The organism is Agrobacterium sp. M50-1 (assembly GCF_049843495.1).
Lineage (GTDB): Bacteria > Pseudomonadota > Alphaproteobacteria > Rhizobiales > Rhizobiaceae > Agrobacterium > Agrobacterium radiobacter.
On the sequence record NZ_JBBHZH010000007.1, the window covers coordinates 72,937 to 94,192 of the forward strand.

General features: G+C 60.8%; 16 protein-coding genes. 8 read left to right on the forward strand and 8 right to left on the reverse strand.

Annotation, left to right across the window (positions count from 1 at the left end):
- Positions 1-177 precede the first annotated feature (177 nt).
- The 7 genes from WDZ78_RS17210 to WDZ78_RS17240 all read left to right on the forward strand — a co-directional run bounded on the left by WDZ78_RS17210 (position 178) and on the right by WDZ78_RS17240 (position 7,866).
- Positions 178-1,062, forward strand: a complete 885-nt coding sequence (locus WDZ78_RS17210; protein ID WP_425673818.1) for a helix-turn-helix domain-containing protein — start codon at positions 178-180, stop codon at positions 1,060-1,062.
- A gap of 97 nt (positions 1,063-1,159) precedes the next feature.
- Positions 1,160-2,071: an ABC transporter substrate-binding protein gene (locus WDZ78_RS17215; RefSeq protein ID WP_020010193.1), complete on the forward strand. Its 912-nt coding sequence runs from the start codon at positions 1,160-1,162 to the stop codon at positions 2,069-2,071.
- Between the two features lie 70 nt (positions 2,072-2,141).
- Positions 2,142-3,644: a sugar ABC transporter ATP-binding protein gene (locus tag WDZ78_RS17220; RefSeq protein WP_425673700.1), complete on the forward strand. Its 1,503-nt coding sequence runs from the start codon at positions 2,142-2,144 to the stop codon at positions 3,642-3,644.
- Positions 3,634-4,611: an ABC transporter permease gene (locus WDZ78_RS17225; RefSeq protein ID WP_020010195.1), complete on the forward strand. Its 978-nt coding sequence runs from the start codon at positions 3,634-3,636 to the stop codon at positions 4,609-4,611. Before WDZ78_RS17220 ends, WDZ78_RS17225 begins: the two co-directional genes overlap by 11 nt.
- 39 nt (positions 4,612-4,650) lie before the next feature.
- The gene (locus WDZ78_RS17230; RefSeq protein ID WP_020010196.1) at positions 4,651-5,382 is read left to right on the forward strand and encodes an SDR family oxidoreductase; all 732 of its coding nucleotides are present in this window, start codon (positions 4,651-4,653) and stop codon (positions 5,380-5,382) included.
- A gap of 90 nt (positions 5,383-5,472) precedes the next feature.
- A complete protein-coding gene (locus WDZ78_RS17235) occupies positions 5,473-7,083 on the forward strand; it encodes an FGGY-family carbohydrate kinase (protein ID WP_425673701.1) in 1,611 nt (536 codons plus the stop codon).
- A gap of 57 nt (positions 7,084-7,140) precedes the next feature.
- Positions 7,141-7,866: an SDR family oxidoreductase gene (locus WDZ78_RS17240; protein ID WP_003504515.1), complete on the forward strand. Its 726-nt coding sequence runs from the start codon at positions 7,141-7,143 to the stop codon at positions 7,864-7,866.
- Positions 7,867-7,970: 104 nt separating this feature from the next.
- On the opposite strand, the gene proP is transcribed toward WDZ78_RS17240, so the two are convergent.
- Positions 7,971-9,491, reverse strand: a complete 1,521-nt coding sequence (proP, locus tag WDZ78_RS17245) for a glycine betaine/L-proline transporter ProP (RefSeq protein WP_020010199.1) — start codon at positions 9,489-9,491, stop codon at positions 7,971-7,973.
- Between the two features lie 166 nt (positions 9,492-9,657).
- Positions 9,658-9,954, reverse strand: a complete 297-nt coding sequence (locus WDZ78_RS17250) for a PRC-barrel domain-containing protein (protein ID WP_003504518.1) — start codon at positions 9,952-9,954, stop codon at positions 9,658-9,660.
- 275 nt (positions 9,955-10,229) lie between these two features.
- Here WDZ78_RS17250 and WDZ78_RS17255 point away from each other — a divergent pair, with 275 nt between their 5' ends.
- A complete protein-coding gene (locus WDZ78_RS17255) occupies positions 10,230-11,366 on the forward strand; it encodes a polysaccharide biosynthesis/export family protein (protein WP_020812997.1) in 1,137 nt (378 codons plus the stop codon).
- An 11-nt stretch (positions 11,367-11,377) separates the two neighbouring features.
- On the opposite strand, the gene WDZ78_RS17260 is transcribed toward WDZ78_RS17255, so the two are convergent.
- From WDZ78_RS17260 to WDZ78_RS17285, 6 genes are all read right to left on the reverse strand, one after another.
- Entirely contained in the window at positions 11,378-12,274 is an 897-nt protein-coding gene (locus tag WDZ78_RS17260) for a protein kinase domain-containing protein (protein WP_425673702.1), read from the reverse strand.
- Positions 12,261-13,661: a type VI secretion system-associated protein TagF gene (gene tagF / locus WDZ78_RS17265; RefSeq protein WP_425673703.1), complete on the reverse strand. Its 1,401-nt coding sequence runs from the start codon at positions 13,659-13,661 to the stop codon at positions 12,261-12,263. The genes WDZ78_RS17260 and tagF overlap by 14 nt, the downstream gene beginning before the upstream one ends.
- A gap of 83 nt (positions 13,662-13,744) precedes the next feature.
- Positions 13,745-17,224, reverse strand: coding sequence for a type VI secretion system membrane subunit TssM (tssM, locus tag WDZ78_RS17270; RefSeq protein WP_425673704.1), 3,480 nt, complete (start codon positions 17,222-17,224; stop codon positions 13,745-13,747).
- A complete protein-coding gene (gene tssL, locus WDZ78_RS17275; RefSeq protein ID WP_425673705.1) occupies positions 17,221-18,723 on the reverse strand; it encodes a type VI secretion system protein TssL, long form in 1,503 nt (500 codons plus the stop codon). The genes tssM and tssL overlap by 4 nt, the downstream gene beginning before the upstream one ends.
- Entirely contained in the window at positions 18,720-20,060 is a 1,341-nt protein-coding gene (tssK, locus tag WDZ78_RS17280) for a type VI secretion system baseplate subunit TssK (RefSeq protein ID WP_425673706.1), read from the reverse strand. The genes tssL and tssK overlap by 4 nt, the downstream gene beginning before the upstream one ends.
- Complete coding sequence (locus WDZ78_RS17285; protein ID WP_425673707.1) at positions 20,050-21,255, reverse strand: type VI secretion system-associated FHA domain protein; 1,206 nt, start codon at positions 21,253-21,255, stop codon at positions 20,050-20,052. The genes tssK and WDZ78_RS17285 overlap by 11 nt, the downstream gene beginning before the upstream one ends.
- Position 21,256 lies beyond the last annotated feature (1 nt).

Consider the following 21,256-nt stretch of genomic DNA (forward strand, 5'->3'; position numbering starts at 1 on the left):
CGACTCTTCAATTTTCGACAAAAAAGAGTCAAAAAAGTATCGGCATTTTCTTCGGCGTGATGTGGATGTACTGCCGCCGCCCGCCATATGCTCCTCATCAACGCCTGGGACGAGCCATAAAGAGGAAATGGCTCCTGTCCGCAAATACGGCGGACGCGACTGATGGGAGGAACCATGATGCAGCCCGACCTGGAACTGGTGCACATCCGCAAGGGCGAATCCTTCGCCGCCTGGCGGCATGGCTATCCGTTCCGCACCGTGCGCTGGCATTATCATCCCGAATACGAAATCCACCTCGTCGTCGCCACATCGGGCACGTTTTATATCGGTGATTTCGTCGGTCGCTTCGGCCCCGGTCAGCTCATCATGACCGGTCCCAATCTCCCCCAGAACTGGATCAGCGAGATCGAGCCGGACGAAATCGTGCCGACACGTTCCCTCGTGATCCAGTTTCCGGAGAGCTTTATCGAGGATGCCTGCACCTCCATGTCGGAAATGGACGTGGTGCGCGGCCTCCTGGATCGCAGCCGCCGCGGCATTCTTTTCGATGATGAGACGAGCGACCGCGTCCGTCCGCTGATCCTCCGGTTGATCGAAGCGCAGGGGCTGACGCGTCTGGCGCTTTTCTGGGAAATTCTCGATCTCCTGGTCAATGCCCCGACATCCGAGGTGCTGGCGAGCCTTAGCTACGAGTTGGACCTGACCGGCATCGGTGACAGCGGCATCAACCGCGCCCTGTCGCATCTGCGCCAGCATCTGACCGAGCAGGTTGAGGAAATCGATCTCGCCGACATGGTGGGCCAGAGCCAGAGCGCCTTTTCCCGCGCCTTCAAGCGCCACACGGGAACGACGCTGGTGCGCTATCGCAATCAGTTGCGCATCGATCTCGCCTGCCAGATGCTCCTGGCGGATCAGGACGTAAAGGTGGCGGAGGTCTGCTACGATGTGGGCTTTTCCAACCTTTCAAATTTCAACCGGCATTTCCTGAAATTGAAGGGAATGTCGCCGTCGAGGTTCCGAACCATATTCGCGGCCCAGAAGGCAGCGGTCATGGCGGAGTAAACCAGCGACACATCGCCGATTTTTACCAATTCGGGCAGAGGGCTGTCCGGAAACGGGCACCTGTTGCCCCAACTTTCCAAACGGGAGGAAGAGTGAGATGAAAATGAAATCCAAGTTTCTGATGGCGACAGCCGCAATTGCAATGATGGCCGCTCCGGCGCTGGCGCAGGAAAAGCTGAAGATCGGCATGACCTTCCAGGAACTGAACAACCCCTATTTCGTATCGATGCAGGAAGCCCTGAAGGAAGCCGCTGCAAGCATCGGCGCCGATGTCGTCGTCACCGATGCCGGCCACGATGTGGCAAAGCAGATTTCCGACGTTGAAGACATGCTTCAGCAGAAGATCGACATCCTGCTCCTGAACCCCACCGACAGCGCCGGCATCGAAGCCGCCGTGCATGCTGCCAAGGCTGCCGGCGTGACTGTCGTCGCCGTCGACGCCAACGCCAACGGCCCGGTCGATACCTTCGTCGGTTCGAAGAACCGCGACGCGGGTTACCAGTCGTGCAAATATCTCGGTGAAGCCCTCGGTGGTAAGGGTGAGGTTGCTATCCTCGACGGTATTCCGGTCGTGCCGATCCTCCAGCGCGTCGAAGGTTGCAAGGCGGCCCTTGCAGAATTCCCCGAGGTCAAGCTCGTTGACACGCAGAACGGCCGTCAGGACCGTTCCGTTGCTCTCGGCGTCGTCGAAAACATGATCCAGTCGCGTCCGAACCTTGCCGGTATCTTCTCGGTCAACGATGGCGGCGCGATGGGTGCGCTTGCTGCGATCCAGGGTTCCGGCAAGGACATCAAGCTGACCTCGGTAGACGGTGCTCCGGAAGCGGTGAAGGCAATTGCCGACGGTGGCCCTTTCATCGAAACCACCGCGCAGTTCCCGCGTGACCAGGTCCGTGTCGGCCTTGCCATGGCGCTCGCCCAGAAGTGGGGCGCACGCGTTGTGCCGAAGGAAGTCCCGATCGACGTCATGGTCGTCGACAGCAAAAACGCCGGCGAGTTCAGCTGGTAAGAACTCCTCCCAGGCTCCGTCCCCGCTTATGCGGGGGCGGGGTTAAATCCCGACCATCGAGGAGGGTGAAATGCTGGAACTGAATGGAATAAGAAAAAGCTTTGGCAAGATCGAAGTCCTGCGCGGTGTCGACCTTCAGGCGCGCGCCGGCGAGGTGCATGCGCTTCTGGGCGAGAACGGCGCCGGCAAGTCGACTTTGATGAAGATCCTGTGCGGCATTCTGCAGCCCTCGGAAGGGACGATCCGCATCGACGGCAAGGATCGCCGCTTCGCCAATTATGATGAGGCGATTGCCGCCGGCGTTGGCATCGTGTTTCAGGAATTCAGCCTGATCCCCTATCTCAATGCCGTTGAAAACATGTTTCTCGCCCGCGAAATTCGCGGACCGCTTCGCCTTCTCAACAAGGGCGCGATGCGCAAGCGCGCGGCCGAGATCATGAGCCGTCTGGCCGTGGATGTGCCGCTTGATGTGCCGGTGCATCGTCTTTCCGTTGCCCAGCAGCAATTTGTCGAAATCGCCAAGGCGCTGTCACTGGATGCCCGCATCCTTGTTCTTGACGAGCCGACCGCGACGCTCACCCCGTCTGAGACCGAGCACCTGTTCAAGGTCATGCGCGAGTTGCGTCGTCAGGGCGTGGCGATCATCTTCATTTCGCACCACCTTGAGGAAATATTCGAGATCTGCGACCGCATCACCGTTCTGCGCGATGGCGAACTGATCGGCTCCTGCCTGACGTCGGAGGTCGACAATGACCGCCTGGTCGAGATGATGGTCGGCCGGCGCATCGAAGCCAGCTTCCCGCCAAAGCCACAGCTCAATCCCTCCGCCGAAAGCCTGATCGAAGTGGAAGAGCTGCAATTGAAGAAAGGCGGCCCCGTTTCGCGCTTTGCGCTGCGCAAGGGTGAAATCCTCGGCTTTGCCGGGCTTGTCGGCTCGGGCCGCACCGAAACGGTTCTCGCCATGCTGGGCTCGCATTCCGCCTCGCGCCGCAAGATCAAGGTCGATGGCGTGGACACGCGTTTTTCCGGCCCCGATGAAGCGCTGATGCGCGGCATCGGCCTGCTGCCTGAAAGCCGCAAGGAAGAGGGGCTGATCACCAGCTTCTCCATCCTGCAGAATATTTCGCTGAACAATTATCGTAAATACCGCAAGGCGCACTGGTTCCTCGATCTCAAAAAGGAACTGGAACATACGACAAAGGCCATGGCGCAGGTGCAGGTGAAGGCGCAGGGGCCTTTTGCCCGCGTCGACACGCTGTCCGGCGGTAACCAGCAGAAGATCGTCATCGCGCGCTGGCTGAACCATGACATGCGCGTGCTGATCTTCGATGAGCCGACGCGTGGTATCGATGTCGGCGCGAAGGCGGAAATCTATTCGCTCATGCGCGAATTCGCCGCGAAGGGCCATTCGATCATCATGATCTCCTCGGAGCTGCCGGAAGTGATCGGCATGTCCGACAGGGTCTGCGTCTTCCGTTCCGGCGGCATCGTCGCCACGGTCGAAGGCGAAGACATCAATTCAGAAACAATAATGACAAACGCCACCACCGGGAGAGTTGAACATGTCGCTTGATGCAAACACCGGCACCGCCGCGAAAACGGGCGGTTTCAGTTTCAGCTCGATGCTGCGTTCGCCGCTCGCCCTGCCTCTGGCGGGTCTGATTGTCGTATCGATCCTCATGGGGCTTGCGAGCGACAATTTCTTCAGCGTCAACAACATCATGAACGTACTGCGGCAGGTTTCCGTCGTCGGCATTCTCGCCGTGGGCATGACCTTCGTCATTCTCACCGGCGGTATCGACCTGTCTGTCGGCGCGGTGATGGCGCTTGTCGGAACGCTGTCGGCGGGCCTGATGGTGAATACGGGCCTGTCGCCCGCGATTGCGCTGCCTGCCGGCCTGTTCATCGGTCTCGGCATCGGCATCTTCAACGGTGCGCTCGTCGCCTGGGGCAAGATGCCCGCCATCATCGTGACGCTCGCCACCATGGGAATGGCGCGTGGCCTCGGCCTTATCTATTCCGGTGGTTACCCTGTCAGCGGCATTCCGAGCTGGATTTCCTGGTTCGGCGTCGGCCGTATCGGCGTCGTTCCGGTGCCTGTCATTATCATGGTGGTGATCTATGCTATCGCCTGGGTGCTGCTGCAACGCACGGCTTTTGGCCGCCACGTCTATGCGCTCGGCGGAAACGAACTGGCGGCCCGTCTTTCGGGCGTGAAAACCCAGCGCGTCAAGCTTGCGGTCTATGGCATCTCGGGCGTCACGGCAGCTTTCGCCGCGCTCATCCTCACCGGCCGCCTTATGAGCGGTCAGCCCAATGCCGGTGTCGGCTTCGAACTGGACGCCATTGCGGCGGTCGTTCTCGGCGGCACGGCGATTGCAGGCGGCAGGGGTCTCATTCTCGGCACGCTCATCGGCGCGGTGCTGCTCGGCATCCTTAATAACGGCCTCAACCTGATGGGCATCAACCCCTATCTGCAGGATGTCATCAAGGGCGGCATCATCCTGCTGGCCATCTATATCGGGCGTGAGTGGCGCTGAGCCGGCCCGGAAACACCTTCATAAACGCAGGAGAATTAAATGTCTGAATCGCTGCAAGGCAAGATCGCGGTCATCACCGGCGCCGCATCCGGCATCGGGCTTGCCACATCAGAAGCGCTCTTGGAACAGGGCGCAACCGTGGTCATGGTCGACTGGAACGAGAAAGCCTTGAATGATCTGGTCGCCAAGCTTGGTGACCGCGCCATCCCGCAGGTGACGAACCTGCTCGATGCCGACAGCTGCAACGCCATGATCCCGGAAATCCTCGGGAAGGTCGACCATATCGACATTCTCTATTGCAATGCCGGCACCTATATCGGCGGCGATCTCACCGAAACGACGCCCGAAGCCATCGACAAGATGCTGAACCTCAACGTCAACGCCGTCATGAAGAATGTTCATGCCGTCGTGCCGCATATGTCGGAGCGCAAGACTGGCGATATCATTGTCACCTGCTCGATCGCCGGCCATTTCCCGACCTATTGGGAGCCGGTCTATTCGGGCTCGAAATGGGCGATCACCAGCTTCGTGCAGGGCATGCGCCGCCAGATGATCCCGCACGGCGTGCGCGTCGCCCAGGTTTCTCCCGGCCCGGTCGTTTCCGCACTTCTGGCTGACTGGCCCGAGGAAAACCTTCGCAAGGCCAAGGAATCGGGCAGCCTGATCGACGCGAGCGAAGTGGCCGATGCCGTCATTTACATGCTGACGCGCAAGCGCACTGTCACCATCCGCGACATGCTGGTGTTGCCGACCAACTTCGACCGCGTTTAAAAACGTCTGGAGCGGCGGGGCAACCGGAAACGGTCCCGCCGCTTAAAATCTGTTCAAGCACCGGATGATCCGCTCCGAGGAGTATCGCAAATGGCTTCCTATCTTGTTGGCGTCGATGTCGGGACCGGCTCGGCGCGGGCCGGTGTCTTTGATGTCGCGGGCAAGCTTCTCGCCACCGCCAAGCGCCCGATCACAATGCACCGCGAAGATGGGGGCATCGCCGAACAATCAAGCGGCGAGGTGTGGCAGGCCGTTTGCGAGAGTGTGCGGGAAAGCGTGTCACGCGCCGGCATCGATCCGGCTGAGGTTGCCGGCATCGGTTTCGACGCGACCTGTTCGCTTGTCGTGCGCGGGCCTGATAATGAAACCCTGCCCGTGGGGGCTGCCGATCATCCCGAGCGCGATATCATCGTCTGGATGGATCACCGCGCCGTCGCGCAGGCGGAACGCATCAATGCGGGAGAGCATGCCGTCCTGAAATATGTCGGCGGGCGTATTTCCCCGGAAATGCAGACGCCGAAGCTGCTGTGGCTTAGCGAAAACAAGCCGGATATCTATGCCCGCGCCGAGCACTTCTTCGACCTCACGGACTTCCTGACATGGAAGGCTTCGGGCGCTCTTGATCGTTCCGCCTGCACGGTCACCTGCAAATGGACCTATCTTGCCCATGAGAGCCGTTGGGATGCAGAGTATTTCACCAAGATCGGCCTCGGGGATCTGGCAGAGCAGGGGTTCCGCCGTATCGGTGAAAGCGTCGTCCATCCCGGTACGGCGCTGGGCAAGGGTCTCACCGAAGACGCTGCAAAAGCCATGGGGCTGGTTGCAGGCACAGCCGTCGCAGCAGGCCTGATAGACGCCCATGCGGGCGGTGTCGGCACGGTTGCTGCCGGCGGCGATGCCTCGCGATGCCTTGGTTATGTCTTCGGCACCTCGTCCTGCACCATGACCACCACCGCCGAACCCGCCTTCGTGCCTGGCGTCTGGGGTCCCTATTATTCCGCCATGGTTCCGGGCGCTTGGTTGAACGAGGGCGGCCAGTCCGCTGCCGGTGCCGCCATCGATTATCTCGTGCAACTGCATCCTGCCTTTGCCGAGGCCAAGGTGCTTGCCGAGAAGGATGGCAAAGCCTTGCCGGTATGGCTTGCCGACCGCGCGCTCAGCCTTGCCGCATCCGCTTCCGCCGCAGCTGAGATCGCCGAGGATTTTCATGTGGTGCCGGAATTTCTCGGTAACCGCGCGCCCTTCGCCGATCCCCATGCCCGCGCGGTCATTGCCGGTTACGGCATGGAGACGGGCGTGGATTCTCTCGTCGCGCTTTATGTCGCGGGGCTTCTCGGCCTCGGTTATGGGCTTCGCCAGATTATCGAGACGCAGGCCCGCAACGGCGCGCCGGTGGAAACGATCAGCGTCAGCGGTGGGGCGGGTGCTCATCCGCTTGCCCGGCAATTGCTGGCGGATGCGACCGGCCTTCCGGTTGAACTGACCGAATGCGAGGAGCCGGTGCTGCTCGGTTCGGCCATGCTGGGTGCCGTTGCTGCGGGAACCTATCCCGACCTCATCGCCGCCATGCCAGCGATGTCGCGTATCGCCAGCTGCGCGACACCCGATCCTGATTTTCAGAAGGTTCATCAGGCGCGTTACGACGCGTTTCTGGCGCTACAGAATGCGGTGCGCGCCATTCGTTCCGCCAGCCATTCCTGAAACGCGTCACAAGCTTAGATCATCCGGCCGTATCGGCCGCAAAACAACGAGGATTCCATGCAGTTTTCCGGAAAATCCGTCATCATCACCGGCGCAGGAAAAGGTATCGGCCGCGCCTGTGCGCAGCTGATGGCCGCGCGCGGTGCGGAAGTGGTGGCGATCAGCCGCACGCAATCAGATCTCGACAGCCTGAAAAGCGAAATCGGTGGCCGTTCGATCCGTGTCGATCTTGCCGACGTCGCCGCCACCCGCGCCGCGATGGCGGAGGCTGGCCCCTGCGATTTCCTGATCAACAGCGCCGGCATCAACGTGCTGGAAAGCGTGCTCGACATGAGCGATGCGGGTTATGAAGCCGTGCTGGGCATCAACCTGCGTGCGGCCCTTGTCACCTGCCAGGAATTTGCCCGCGCCCGCATCGCAAATGGCGGTGGCGGTGCGATCGTCAACATCACTTCGATTGCCGGCCATCGAGGTTTTCAGGATCACCTGTGTTATGCGGCGTCCAAGGCAGGGCTTGAAGGCGCAACTCGCGTTCTCGCCAAGGAGCTCGGCCCGCATGGTATCCGCGTCAACGCCGTTGCGCCGACAATTACGCTGACCGAACTCGCAGCGGAAGCCTGGAACGACCCCGCAAAGAGCCAGCCGATGATGGTTCGTCATCCGCTCAACCGCTTTGCCGAAGCGGAAGAAGTGGCGCAGAGCATCGCGCTGCTGCTCTCGGACGACAGCAAGATGATTTCCGGCGCCGTCTTGCCGGTCGATGGCGGTTTCCTCGCCGTTTGAGGCAGGCAACGGCGGATTTCAGGGCGGATCGCTGAAAACCATCAAACCTGATGCGCGGGGTGCAAGATGCACCGCCGCGCATTTTACTTTTTGATGCGGAGTTGTCAGTTCAGGTCCGGATGGCGGCCGACGAGTTCCTCGCGTTTCGCCTGCAGGGTTTTCTTCTGCTCTTCCAATTTGACGAGTTCCTCGTCAATCTCCTCGACACTTTTTTCGATGTGCAGATATTGCTCGGCAAGAAGCGATTTTGCTTCCTTCCGGCTGGAGGCATTCGGTGTATCGCCATAGAGCGGCCGATTGGCCGTTTCCTTCAGGAAGAAGGTCGTGATGATGCCGAAGACGGCTGCGACCATGAGGTAATAGGCCGGCATGTAGATGTTTTCGGTCACCTCCACCAGCCAGGCGGTTACCGTTGGTGTCAGCCCCGCGACGATGATCGAGATATTGAAGGCGATTGCCAGAGCGCTGTAGCGGATGCGGGCCGGGAAGAGGGCGGGCAGGGTCGAGGCCATGATGCCGATCAGGCAATTGAGTGCGACTGCGAGAATGAGCAGCCCGAAGAAAATCTGCACCACCTGGCCGCTGGCGATGAAATGAAAGGCAGGCAGCGAGAGGAAAAGGATCGCCGTGCTGCCGACGGCAAGAAACGGTTTGCGACCGATCCGGTCGCTGAGCAGCCCGATCGCCGGCTGGACGAACAGCATGCCGACCATGACAGCTATGATGATGAGAACGCCGTGATCCTCGCTGTAATTCAGCGTTTTTGACAGATAGGTCGGCATGTAGGTCAGCAGCATGTAATAGGTCACGTTGGTGACGAGAACCATGCCGATGCAGATCGCCAGCGATCGGGTATGCTCTCTGGCGATCTCCGCGATCGGCACCATCGGCCGTTCCTTGAGCGACTGGCGGTCCTCTTCTTCAGCGCGCTGCAGCCGTTCGGTGAAAGCCGGGGTTTCTTCCGCGGCGTGGCGGAGATAAAGGCCGATGAGCCCGAGCGGTGCGGCCAGGAAGAACGGTATGCGCCAGCCCCAATCGAGGAACTTTGCTTCCCCCATGGCGGTGCTGAGCAGCACGACGAACCCTGCGCCAAGCACGAAACCGGCGATGGAGCCGAAATCGAGCCAGCTGCCGAGGAAGCCGCGTTTGCGGTCCGGCGCATATTCCGCCACGAAGATGGCCGCGCCGGTATATTCGCCGCCGACGGAAAAGCCCTGGGCGAGCTTGCAGAGCAGCAAGAGGACAGGCGCCCAGATGCCGATGGTCGCATAGCCCGGGATTAGGCCGATGCAGAAGGTGCTCGCCGCCATGATGATGATGGTGAGCGAAAGGACTTTCTGGCGGCCGAACTTGTCGCCCATCGCGCCGAAGAAAATGCCGCCGAGAGGACGAATGAGAAACGGCACCGAAAATGTCGCCAGTGCCGCCACGGTCTGAACGGCGGGAGCCGCCTCGGGAAAGAAGACCTTGCCGACGGCGTAAGCGACAAAACCGTAAACGCCGAAATCGAACCACTCCATGGCGTTGCCGAGGGCTGCGGCCGTTACGGCCTTTTTGACCTTTTCGTCATCGATGACGGTCACGTCGTCAATGCTCAGCGGGCTGGCCTGAACCTGATTGTGCAATTGTTATCCCCTTGAATGCCTTGCGCCCAATTATTGCGCGCCATGAAAATGCCTGACATGCGCAAGTGTTCCATTTGCCGGCGGAGGGGGAGCGGTGCAGGGAGCGGCCCATATAAACGAACGCCCGGCACATGGCCGGGCGCTTCTGAAGTCTGCTGGGACAGGCTTAGTGACGATGTTCGGGCATGTCCTTCAGCTGGTCCTTTGTCCACGAGGTAACGGCATGGACGTCGCCATCTTCATCGCGCATGAAATCAAGGTCGCTGATCGGCACTGCAACGGGCTTTGCGCCAATGCCGAGAAAACCGCCGACATCGATGATGGCTGTCGTGTTGGCGCCGACACCGTGCACATGGTCAACTTTACCGACCTTGTGATCATCCGCGCCATAAACGGTGGCGCCTTCCAGAACGGATGGCGTGAGTTCGGTTTCAGCCAGACGGACGTGATTGCTGTGGTCCATTGTTCTTCCTCCTGTCTTGGGTTTGCACAAAACAAACTCCCGCACCGCAAAACCGTTCCATCCAAAATCCCCCATGCCGGTGAGCGCGGTATCGCGCCTATTTCTCATCGGTACATTGTTGGGGTTTGCTTTTGGGCGCTTTCGAAAAGGTTGCGGAATGGTCACACCTTTTCTTTGGAAGACAAGTTTTCGCTAAATAGCAACCGCTAAAGTTGTTGCGATGACGTGTCGGGATGTTATCTCTGCGTCAGGTTGAATCATCGAGGGGATGAGGGATGAAAAAGTTGGGGGCGGTTTTGCTGGTGGCGCTTTTGAGCGCATGTGCAAAGCCATCTGACGGACCGACCGCAGGCAATATCCGATCTGCGACCTTCCCGCGAACCAACGAAAAAATCCCCGTCATCGAACTGGCGAATGCACCGGCTGCTACGGTTTCCGCCGGAAGCCTGCAGGGCGCCTCCGGCCCCGGCCTTACCGCGCTTCGCAACACCGGTTACAACGCCCAGAGATTGCGGCGCGGCGACGTGATCGACATCACCGTGCTGGATACGGGAGAAGACGGACTTTTCTCCCCGACGCAAAGCAAGACGCTCAATCTCGGCCGCTTTACAGTGGACCAGAGCGGATCGGTGAATATTCCCTTCGTCGGCAAACAGCGTGTGGTGGATTCGACGCCCGAGGGGCTGCAATCGCAGGTCGTCGCCGGGCTCAAGGGATCGGCCGTGAACCCGCAGGCCGTCGTCACCGTCGTCGATAAACCGACGAGCGCCGTCATGCTCAGCGGTGCGGTGAAGAACCCCGGCAAAATAACGCTTACCGCCCGGCAGGAGCGGGTGCTCGACGCCCTCAATCAGGCCGGCGGCCCGACTGTCGCGCCGGGCGCTGCCACGGTCACCGTTGTTCGTGGCTCCCACAGGGCCAGCGCGCCGCTTGACCGCGTCATGCGGGAAGACCGCCAGAATATCCGACTGTCACCTGATGATCAGATCATGATCGATGGCGATGCGGCGAGTTACACGGCGCTCGGCGCCTTCAAGAGCGCCGGCGAATTCCAGTTCGAAGCCGGAAAACTCACCCTGGCGCAGGCTGTCGGCCGCGCCGGCGGGTTGCTGGATGACCGTGCGGACGCACGCAATGTCTATGTCTTCCGCAACGAGATCATTCAGGTTCCCGCCGCAACGGCATCGGGCGCGAAAGGCCCGGTCGCGACAGCCACGACCATGCGGCCGGTGATCTATCACGTCAATATGCGCGACGCTTCCAGCATCGCCCTCATGCAGCTTTTCCAGATGCAGAAGGGCGATGTGCTTTATGCCAGCAACGCGCCGCTGGTGGATTCGGCCAAGCTGCTGACCGTGTTCCAGAAGAGCGTTCCGACGGCGGCCGCGCCGCTTCCCGGCAGCGGCAACTGACCAATGAGGCGCTACAGAAGCTGTAGCGCTTCCATCGCCGTCTGTGGACGCGACTGAGGATCGTCATGGCAACAGGCGTCCGCAAAGTCCGCCAAGCCTTGCGTTATCCGCACCTCGTCTGACCCGGCGAGCCGCCGGGCAAGCTGTCCCACTGAAAATATATCCTGATCCGGCTTTGCCGCTGCGTCCCACATCCGTTCCGGTGCCGCAAATTCGCGCGAGGCGGCGAAACTCATGCCCCGTTCCGCATGTTTTTGGCCGATTTTCAGCGCAATGCCGAAATCGCCAAGCCTGCCTGTTTCGAAATCGCCGTCCTCCAGCAAGATATTGGCTGGTGTGACATCGCAGTGGACATAACCCCGTGCATGCATGGCGCTTAGCCCTTCCAGCAGGCGGCGAAGGATTGTGATCGCCTGCGGCGCGGTAGTAGGCCGCTGCGACGCCAGTGACTGCGGGAGCCATGGTTGCAACAGACCCGGCCGGCCATCGGGCAATCTCAGCAGCGCCGATGTTTCCACCAGGCACGGATGACGCAGTGTCAGTCCGACCTGTGCCTCCTGCCGCAATCTTTGCAGCAGCACCGCGTCGTTTCTCAACGTCGGTGGCACGGTCTTCAGCGCATGAAGGGAGCCGAGATCGCGGTGCCGCACTTGCAGCAGCAGCGTGTTTTCGCTTTCGTAGGCAATCCGTTCAAGGGAAAAACTGTCGGCAATCCACTCGGGTTTTGCTTCGGAAAAATGCGAGACTTTCCGATCCAGCGCGTTCCTGACCTGATCGATCAGATCCTTCTGGTCTTCGGCCGACCTCTCCTCAATGCCATCGTGGCGGATGCTCTGCCACAGATCGGAAAAGCGCTCGGCGACCTGCGGGTAGGCAGGCCCATCCGCCGGTTCTTTACCCTTGCTCAAGCCGGTTTCCAATCACGATGGCGCTGACATTTTCGCGTGCGTCCTCGATCAGCGCTTCCTGGATCAGGGCGCTGGCGCAGTCCTTGATCGGGGTGTTGCCGACAATCTCGGCAATCGCGCGCTCCTTCAGGATTTGCACCAGCGGATAACTGCACAGGAGCAGCCTGTCCTGTGAGCTCCAGTCTTCCCCGACGATATCCGGCCGGAATTGCTGGGAAAGCCCGACACATTGCGAGAGCTGCTTTTTCATGCCGATAACGACGTGATCGCGCGAAAGCTGGTGCATGGTTCCGTTTTTCAGGAGATAGGCACGCGCATCGCCGGACCATAACACGCTCAGCCTGCGGCCGAAAATGGAGGCTATGACGACGCTTGCCATCGGCCTGCCGTCCGCACCCATGGCCTGGCGCGACAGAAGCAGGCTGTTGACTGTGCCGAGCTTTCCCCTGATCTGCTGCGCCATCACTTCGGGAGTTTCGGCGTCGGGCGTCTCGGCAAGAATATTCGTGACCAGACGGGCGGCTTCCGCGGCGCTGTGCGTGTCGCCCTGTCCGTCCGCTATGGCGAAGAGGGCGGGCGTCTGGGAAACGAAGAGCGAATCCGCGTTCAGGGAGAGCCGTGTTCCCGGGTGCGTGGCATAGCTGTAGATGACCGGCGCGGGCTGTCCGGTTGAAGGCGCGGGCGAAATAATGGGTGGGGTTTTCTGTTTCACACTCTCCGGCGCCTGCGCAGGCGCTGAGCTGTCCTCATCGCCCTTGCCCGTCATGTCGCTGAAGAGGCGCAGGAAATCGGAAGCTTTGGGTTTACCGTCAAATTTGAGGCCGCGGGCACGGCGGCTGATGGGATCAATGTGCCACCAGAGGCTCGTCGGTACGCGGTTACGCACCATTTCCTGCGTATCATCCTCTTCCCGTGGCTTCGGCGGGCGCAGTTTTTTGACGGAGGCGTTGAACCGGGACATGTCGAAATCACCCGTCATGGATGTTTCGGCCAGCGCTTCGGCGGCCATGAACCAGGTGTCGTCGAGATAGAGCGTTCTCGGATGTTTCCGGAAGTTATTGAGCTGGGCAATGATGGCAAGCGGATATTTTCGCCCCACCCGGTCTGCACTGGGCACCAGCACGCCGGCATAGGCGCAGTTTCCCCATATGCCGCTTTCGATGATGAAACGTATGGGAGGCGATGACGCGAATATTTCGGACCATCGGCCCGCGAACATGTCTGCGCAGGCGTGCAGGCCGGATCGCATCCAGTCGTCAAACGTCCCGATCAACTCCCGTTCAAGCCCGTCGGAGATGAAGTCGCCATGGCTGGGTACCTTGCCGAAGAAACCGATGCGGTCGCTTTCCGCTGCTGTTTCCGCGGGCCTCGATGCCTGATTGACCATCAGTCGTGATTGACCGCGATGCTTTTCGTCGTTGCTTTCATCATAGATCCCCTCCTTAAAAAAAACGCTGCGCCGCCCCGCCGCTAAAACTGCGCGGGGCAGGCAAAGCCGGCGATGGCGTCCAGCCTGAATGGGTTGAGAACCGAGCCGAACTGAATATCGAATTCGGCAGCCTGAGCACCATTCGCAAATCGCACCCGCAGCAGATCACCCGACTGGTTTTCGATGTCGGCGCCGTCAAACAGCCGGAATGGCGACCAGTCGCCGTTTTCGGTTTTCGCCTGCTGCCAGCCGCCCGGCTGGAAAGCGATGCGCGAGAGGCTGGCCGTGTTTTCGCGCGACGGCCAGGTAATCGATTTCGCCTGAATGGGGCCGTGATAATAAACGACCCGCTCACCCTCGATTTCCAGCATCACCGCGCTCGAAGCATTGGTGAGCGAAACGGGTTTTACATTGATCGACACCGCCGGCGTCTCGCTGCCATTCGGGAAGAAGGCGCGCGAAATCTTGTCGGCATTTTCGAACTGGGCAATGGCGCTGCTGGGAATGCCTGCGGCGCCGAAGGTGCCTTTCCAGCTCCAGGGGTTGGTTGTTCTGTCGACAAACGGCTCCAGTCGCTGTTTGAAGAAGCTCTGGAAAACACCAGATGGCCCGAAGAGACGGGTGAAATCCGCGATGGCGACATCGCGGGAAGATGACCTGTCAAAAGGATAACGGCCCGTCACGATGGAAGAGCACAGGGATGCCGCATCGGCTGCCCAGAGTTCGGCAATGCGGCTGCGTGCGGATTTGACCGCAAGCGAACCGACATCCGCCGCCACGCCCGCCACCCACACATCCAGCGGCGCCGGCAAATCGCGGGCCTGCTGCAACAGATCCTGATTTGCCTTGGTAAGCTGGCTATCCACGTCGAACACCTTGGCGACTTCGTCGGAGGTGGTTGCCGAGCGGGCAAGCTGCTCGTTCAGCATCTTGAAATGCGCGAGCAACTGTTCCGATGGCGAACCGCCTGCCTTGCCGCCATTGGCCTGCTCGCCCGCTGCGGCCGTGCCTTTCGCCGCCAGCATGTCCCGCAGTCTCGCATAGGGATCGGCCGCGTTCACCGTGGCGGCCAGAACGGCTGCGGTTGTGTCGCCTTCCGCGGTGGAGGCGAGGGTGGCCGGGTTTGCTCCGGGACGTAGATCGGTCGCATCCGCGATCGATCTGGCAGCTTCCACCACGATATTGCGCTCATTGGCAAGTGCGCGGCTCGTTTCCACCGCGTCGCCAAGGGTCTGGGACGGTTTGACCCGAAGGTCGGCCAGCGTATCGGCCCATTTTTTCTCGAAACGGTCGAAATAGATTTGCAGTGCAGCCTGCGCCACCTGCTCGACCGTTGCGCCACGGAGTGCATCATCGGAACCGCGCACCCACCCTTCGGAAAGTGCGATGCGCGCGGCATGGGCCACCTGTGGAATGACGACGCTGCGATATCCTTCCGCCGTGAAAAGACCTTCGATGCCTTCCGCCATCGGCATCTTGCTGCGGCGCTCGAAGGCACGCTCGCCAAGCGGGCCGAAAGCCGTGGCTGGTGTCCATTCCATCAGTTCCCGCGCCTGCGGAAGACCGGCGAGAATATCATAGGCACGCGTGCCGACAGCCTGGTTGCGGATGGTTTCGCGGGCGGTGGCGATGAGCCGCGCATCGAGCTCGATCGGGGCGAGTACGCCATTCGCCAGCGCTTTCGCGTGCTGGTCGAGCGCTTCTCTCGCCGCCGCTCTTCCGTCGCCGGGGTAGAGGGATGCGAAGATCTGATGCGTCTGCACGGTCAGGAAATCGGGGTCCAGCGCACCCATGCCGCCGAGCATTCCATAGAGCTTCAGCGAATTGAAGGTGCGCGTGACATCCTTTTTGTCCTTCAGCTGCTTCTGCAGCTGCACGATCATGCGTGGCAGGAGCAGGGCGTTGAGCGCGCGCTGATAGGCGTCACGCTGCCGTCCGGCGATCTTGTCTTCCTGATCGAGCCCGAAGCTGACGTTCCACACTCTCTCGCGGGCAAAGCCGGAATTGACATCGCGCAGATTGTCGAGCGCCGGGAGGATACGGAGAAAATCGGCGTCGGAAACATCGCGCACGGGAATGCCCTGAACGAGCTGTTCATAAGCGCCAAGTTTGCGATCGGCTTCCGCCAGCGCCTGCGTATTGGCGAAATAGGTGAAAATCCAGCCGGTGAAGACAATGGCGACCGCGGCGGCGGATACGCCATAGGCAATGCGCCGCACCAGCAATTGTCGCCTGGAAAGGCGCTTGTCACGCATCACCAGTGCGGCTTCGGGGAAGATGACGTCCTTGAACAGCCGCGACAGGAAATAGCTTCGGCGGGTTCGGGACGCTGCGGGAGACCTTTCCGTTTCCGGCTGCGTTCCCGAAGCGAGGTAAACGCCACGCAGAAGCGGCGCTTCGATGAGCGGAGAACTTGCGCAAAGCTCGGTCAGAGCTTCATGGAGCCTGTCTTTCAGCCGTGCGAGTTCAGCCGGGAAACGGAAGATGCGGCCGCGCGTTTCGGCATTCTGCTCCTGCTGCAGGCGCTCGATCAGCATCGCATCGACCCGCTGTTGCAGCAGCTCGAATTCTTCCGTCAGACGTTGCGGCAGGTTTTCGGCGGAATAGCTCTCATCCAGCTTGAAGGTCGTGCCCCAAACCTGCTGGCGATCGGTCTTGTTGAAACCGTCGAAGAATTCCACGAAACCATGCAGCAGATCCGCCTTGGTAAGCACGATATAGACCGGAACGCGCGCACGCAGATATTCGTCCAGTTCCGAAAGCCGCCGGCGGATGGAGCGCAGTTCCTGCCTTTGCTCCTCGGGGTTGCGGCTCAGAAGATCGGGGATCGACAATGTCACCAGCGCGCCATTGATCGGCTGCGAGCGGCGATAACGTCTCAGAAGGCCGAGGAATCCTTCCCAGCCGGCCTTCGATGAGCCATCAAGGTCGTCCTGCGTGGTGTAACGGCCGGCGGTGTCGATCAATATCGCCTCGTCGGCGAACCACCAGTTGCAGTTACGCGTGCCGCCGATGCCCTTCACCGCGTTTTCGCCAAGCGCATCGCCAAGCGGAAATTGCAGGCCGGAATTGGTGAGCGCTGTCGTCTTGCCGGAGCCCGGTGCGCCGAAGATCACGTACCAGGGCAGGTCGTAAATATAACCGAAGCGCTTTTTCGTGACCCGCCGCAGCAACGCCAGCGCTTCCTTGAGGCGCGTCTGGATTTCGCCGACTTCAGCCTGGCGGTTGGCCAGGGCTTCGCGCTCGATACTGTCGACAAGTTCCTTGTCCTGCTTGCGACCGCGATAAATGGTGACGACGATATAGACCAGCCATATCGCCAGAATGATGCCGATGGCGATGAGCCGGGCCTGTGTCGTCCCCAAAGGCTTGAAATCGCCCAGCGCGACCAGATAGCCGTAAAACCAGATGACGATGCAGAGCGCGACCGCCCATAACAGCGACAGGAAACGGCGGCCGATGAGAGCCGCATAGCTCTCGACATAGGATCGGATCGTATAAAAATAGCTTAGCGGATTCATGGCTGGGCCTCTTGCGGCTGCTGTCCCGAACTGTTCTGGATGGTCGGCGAGAGAATGCCGGCGTCGCTCAGTTTTTCATCGGGATTGGTCAGGACCATGATTTCCGTTCTGCGGTTGATCTGGCGGCCTTCCTCCGTCTTGTTGTCGGCGATCGGGTCGCTGTCGGCACGGCCTTCCGTCAGGATCGCTTCCGGGCCGGTGAATTGTGAAAGAATGTCTCCGACCGCCTTGGCGCGCGCTTCGGAAAGGTGCCAGTTCGACGGAAATTCCACCGTCTTGATCGGCACGGTGTCGGTATAACCGATGACGACGGCGCGGAATTTCTCAGCCGCAAGCGCGCCGCCGATACGCTGGATGAGATCGCGGAACTGCGGGCTGACATCGGCGCTGCCGGTGGAGAACAGGCCCGAATTGTTGATGCGAATGCGCAGCCGCCCGTTTACATCCGCCAGCGTGACAAGCTTCTTTTCGACTTCCGGCTGAAGGAAGGCCATCAGCTTTTCAAGCCGGGATGGTTGCCGCGGCTCCGTCTTCGGCGGTTCCACGACCTTGGGCGTTTCGACCTGCGCCGGCGGTTGTGGCGGCGGGCTTGCGATCAGCACGCTCGGTGTTTCGTTCGGCGGGAGATGGGCGAGCCTCTCGAAGGTCACATCGGAGGCGTTGTTGAGCGACAGCGTGAAGAAGAGATAACCAAGCGCAAAGGCAAGCGCCATCAGCGACAGCAAGGTCCACAACGCAGCCATCGTGCGCAATGGCGTATGCCGTGCGTCGACGCCTTTCCAGTGTGGCGAAAGCTCCCGCTCGAAAGTGCCGTATTGGCCGATCAGCGTTTTGTAGAGGCTGTCGCGGATGCGCGAGAGCTCCAGCGCACCCTTTGGCGAAACGCGGGTGCGTCCTTCGAAAGCCAGCGACAGGCACAGATAGATCAGAAGCAGCAGATCCTTGTTGGGGCCGGGCGACTGGTGGAAATGGTCGAGAATGTCGAAAACCCGGTCGCCGCCGGTGACATCATTGTGGAAGGTGGAGACGAGGCCGGAGCGCGCCCAGCCTGCCCGCACGCCCCAGGGCTTGCTCAGAACGACATCATCCACCGTGGCGCAGACGACATAATGCGCCGCCCTTGCCCGCTCGGGGCTGATGCGTGCGGAAGCGAGGTCGCGCTCGTAGCGGGTGATCGCTTCAACGCAGGCGCGGCGAAGCTGGTCGGAATCCGGCTCGGCATCGCTGAAGCGCAGTAGATGCGCGAGGTTGAGAAGGGGGGCGGCCGATTGCACGAGCGTCGGCACATCGTCACCGCCGAAATGGAAACCGGAGAGCAGCTGATCGACCGGCATGGCGGCCGCGCTTGCCTTCGGTCGCCCGGCCGGCTCGTCGGCTTCGACAATGTCTTCCAGGATCGCCGCCATGTTGCGGGCGTTCTGGTTGCGTCGGCGGCTTTCTTCGGTGATTTCGACCACCGTCGGCAAATCCTGCCAGGAGGAGGGCTTTTCCTTGCTCATTCGCGTAACGCCCACATTTCCATCTCAAGCCCGGGAAACTCGCCTGCCAGATGCAGGGCGATGGCGCCTGATGTATCAAGCTGCTTCCAGAGGGGTGATTGCGTGTCGATCTCGAAATAGACGGTGCCGGATCGATAGGGCAATTGTCGCGGCAGAACCGGCAGGGAGCGCACGGGAATGCCCGGCAGTGCGACATTGACCAGTTCGGAAATCCGCTCCACCGGCCCAACCTTGATCTGAGCCGGCAGACGGCGGCGAATGTCCTCGGCGGCCATGTCCGCGCGCACGGCAAGCACGAAACCGGCATCGCGCAGAAGCGTGCGGTCGTGGATGGTGCCGACGCGGACGCCGTGGCGGCGTTCCACCAGTTCGATGGCCACAGCCGCCTGTTCCAGAACCGCTGACAGCGATGTGCGCAGATCATCAAAAACCGCACCGAAGGTGGCCTTCAGATCTTCGTGCCGATAGGGCGGGAAATCCGTCGCCCGTTTTTTGTCCGTGGTGAAGGTGGCGAGTTCGCCGGCAAGCTGGATGCAGTCTTCGTAAAAGCGGATGGGGTGAAAACGCGTGGCGTTGGCGCAGCGGTGCGCCAGCAGCGGATCGGCGCGGTTGAGGATCTGCAGCAGGAAATAATCGCCCACTTCCGCGGTTCCCCGGATCGTCGGGTCGCCGATGCGTTCGGCAATCGCCTGCGCACGGTGGCGCACGATCCCCAGAAGCTCCGTCAGCAATTCGTTGAGGCGCGGTGCCGCCGCGCAGCTGAGGCTGGGAGGAATGAAATCCGGGTCCAGAATGACCGCGCGGTCGGAGCGGACCTCGATCACGCGCGCCAGACCGATGAGATCGTAGCCGGAAAGATCGTCGCCGGTTTTCAGGAATTTCAGGCTGAGACGACCGACATCGATGGGGGCCACGAAATCCGTCTCGATATTCGTGTCGGAGACCTCATAGCTGGATGCGGTGAAGCGCACATTATTCGCATCGTTGCGGCCGCTGGCGGACATGTCCGCCTTGCCCGGCTGCCGGGCCGGCAGGGCGAGATAGATGACGGCGTTCTTGACGCTTTCGTCGAGATCGAGCGGTGGCGGCAGGTCGGAATCTTCAGGCGCCTCGAAGGGCGTTCCATCGGGAAGAACGCCGCGCAGGTTCGACAGGGCGAATTGCCCTATAGACAATGCGCTGCGGTCGACGCCGATTTCGGCGATGCCCCAGGGATAGGGCGAGAGGTTGCGCGTGGTGTTGCGCACCAGGCGTTCGGTCCAGCGGTCGGATTGCTGAAAATGCTGGACGCGAAGAAACATGCCCTCGCTCCAGGCAACACGGTTCTCATGTCTCATCGTGGTTGTTTACCCCCGTTGCGTCGGCCGTTATCGCGTCAGGCTCCTGCGTGGGCGCGGCCTCACCGCGCGCTGCCCGCTGCAGGAACTGTCTGATCGGCAATGGACGGCCGTTTTCCTCAAATTGCTTTTTGTACGCGGACCAGTAATCGGTCTTCATGATCAGACCCTGCCAGTCCCTGCGGCCGATTTTCGCCCGGAGATCGTTGCCGGCATCGACGGAGGCTTCGAGAAGCCTTGGTTCTAGCTTTTGCGTGCAGTTATGGATCAAGGTTTCAAGAGAGGCGGCGAGACGCCGCTGCTGGCGGATGAGCATTTCCACCCGCTCGCTCAGGGAGGCTGACGAACCGTGGCCGGCGCGCTCGCTTTCAATGTCGAGAATGGCCAGACAATCGGCGCTTTCCCGCTCCAGCGCGGTCAGAAGATCGCCGATTTCCTGGGCGGTCGAAACATCAGCAGTTGATGCTTTCTCCAGGGTCAGCTCTTCGCTTGCCTCCGGAAAAACACTGTCAAAATCTTCGCTACTTGCGGCCGAAACCGGGCGTGAGATCATGACCGGCGTGTTCAGTGCGTCGGTATGTTCGTGCTCGCTGCTCGCAACCGGCTCCTCGTCCCAGTTGTCAGGCAGAACGGTGCCGATTCCACGCGCCGAGGGCGGCTCGCTCCAGCCGATCTCAACATTTCGCGAAATGGATTTTGCCTTCCGTTTCGCGCCCTCGCGCCATGTTTCGGACCATTCATCGGAGGCGGCTGTGTTGCCCATCACGCCGCCGGCCGAGCGGCCGTTCGGGGCGATATCGGCAAGGATCGCCGAAATGGTCAGCGGCTCGTCACTCATACGCAGGGATGCGTCGGGATCGGAAAAATCCAGCTCGGCGTCGCCGCTGATGGCAACCTGAAAAATCTGCCCGCCAATATTGATTTGCGAACCGTCCCGGAGACGCGCGCTTTCACCTTCGAGCAGCAGGCGGCCATCGACCAGCGTGCCGTTCGCGCTCTGGTCAAGGATCGTAAAACCTTCACCATCGCGGCTGAGCGTGCAGTGCTGCTTGGAAACGCGCCGCTCATTGTCGTCGATCTGCCAGTCGCAATCGCGAGATCGGCCGATGACGCGGCGGCCTCGCTCAAAGCTCCATGGATTGGCTCTTGTGGCTCCGATATTTTGTGTGTCCCTGAGTGCAAGCTTCATATCCATG

Coding starts and splice junctions, on each gene's coding strand:
- WDZ78_RS17210 (WP_425673818.1), top strand. CDS start 178: ATGCAGCCCGACCTGGAACTGGTGCACATCCGCAAGGGCGAATCCTTC.
- WDZ78_RS17215 (WP_020010193.1), top strand. CDS start 1,160: ATGAAAATGAAATCCAAGTTTCTGATGGCGACAGCCGCAATTGCAATG.
- WDZ78_RS17220 (WP_425673700.1), top strand. CDS start 2,142: ATGCTGGAACTGAATGGAATAAGAAAAAGCTTTGGCAAGATCGAAGTC.
- WDZ78_RS17225 (WP_020010195.1), top strand. CDS start 3,634: ATGTCGCTTGATGCAAACACCGGCACCGCCGCGAAAACGGGCGGTTTC.
- WDZ78_RS17230 (WP_020010196.1), top strand. CDS start 4,651: ATGTCTGAATCGCTGCAAGGCAAGATCGCGGTCATCACCGGCGCCGCA.
- WDZ78_RS17235 (WP_425673701.1), top strand. CDS start 5,473: ATGGCTTCCTATCTTGTTGGCGTCGATGTCGGGACCGGCTCGGCGCGG.
- WDZ78_RS17240 (WP_003504515.1), top strand. CDS start 7,141: ATGCAGTTTTCCGGAAAATCCGTCATCATCACCGGCGCAGGAAAAGGT.
- WDZ78_RS17250 (WP_003504518.1), bottom strand. CDS start 9,954: ATGGACCACAGCAATCACGTCCGTCTGGCTGAAACCGAACTCACGCCA.
- WDZ78_RS17255 (WP_020812997.1), top strand. CDS start 10,230: ATGAAAAAGTTGGGGGCGGTTTTGCTGGTGGCGCTTTTGAGCGCATGT.
- tagF (WP_425673703.1), bottom strand. CDS start 13,661: ATGGTCAATCAGGCATCGAGGCCCGCGGAAACAGCAGCGGAAAGCGAC.
- tssM (WP_425673704.1), bottom strand. CDS start 17,224: ATGAATCCGCTAAGCTATTTTTATACGATCCGATCCTATGTCGAGAGC.
- tssL (WP_425673705.1), bottom strand. CDS start 18,723: ATGAGCAAGGAAAAGCCCTCCTCCTGGCAGGATTTGCCGACGGTGGTC.
- tssK (WP_425673706.1), bottom strand. CDS start 20,060: ATGAGACATGAGAACCGTGTTGCCTGGAGCGAGGGCATGTTTCTTCGC.
- WDZ78_RS17285 (WP_425673707.1), bottom strand. CDS start 21,255: ATGGATATGAAGCTTGCACTCAGGGACACACAAAATATCGGAGCCACA.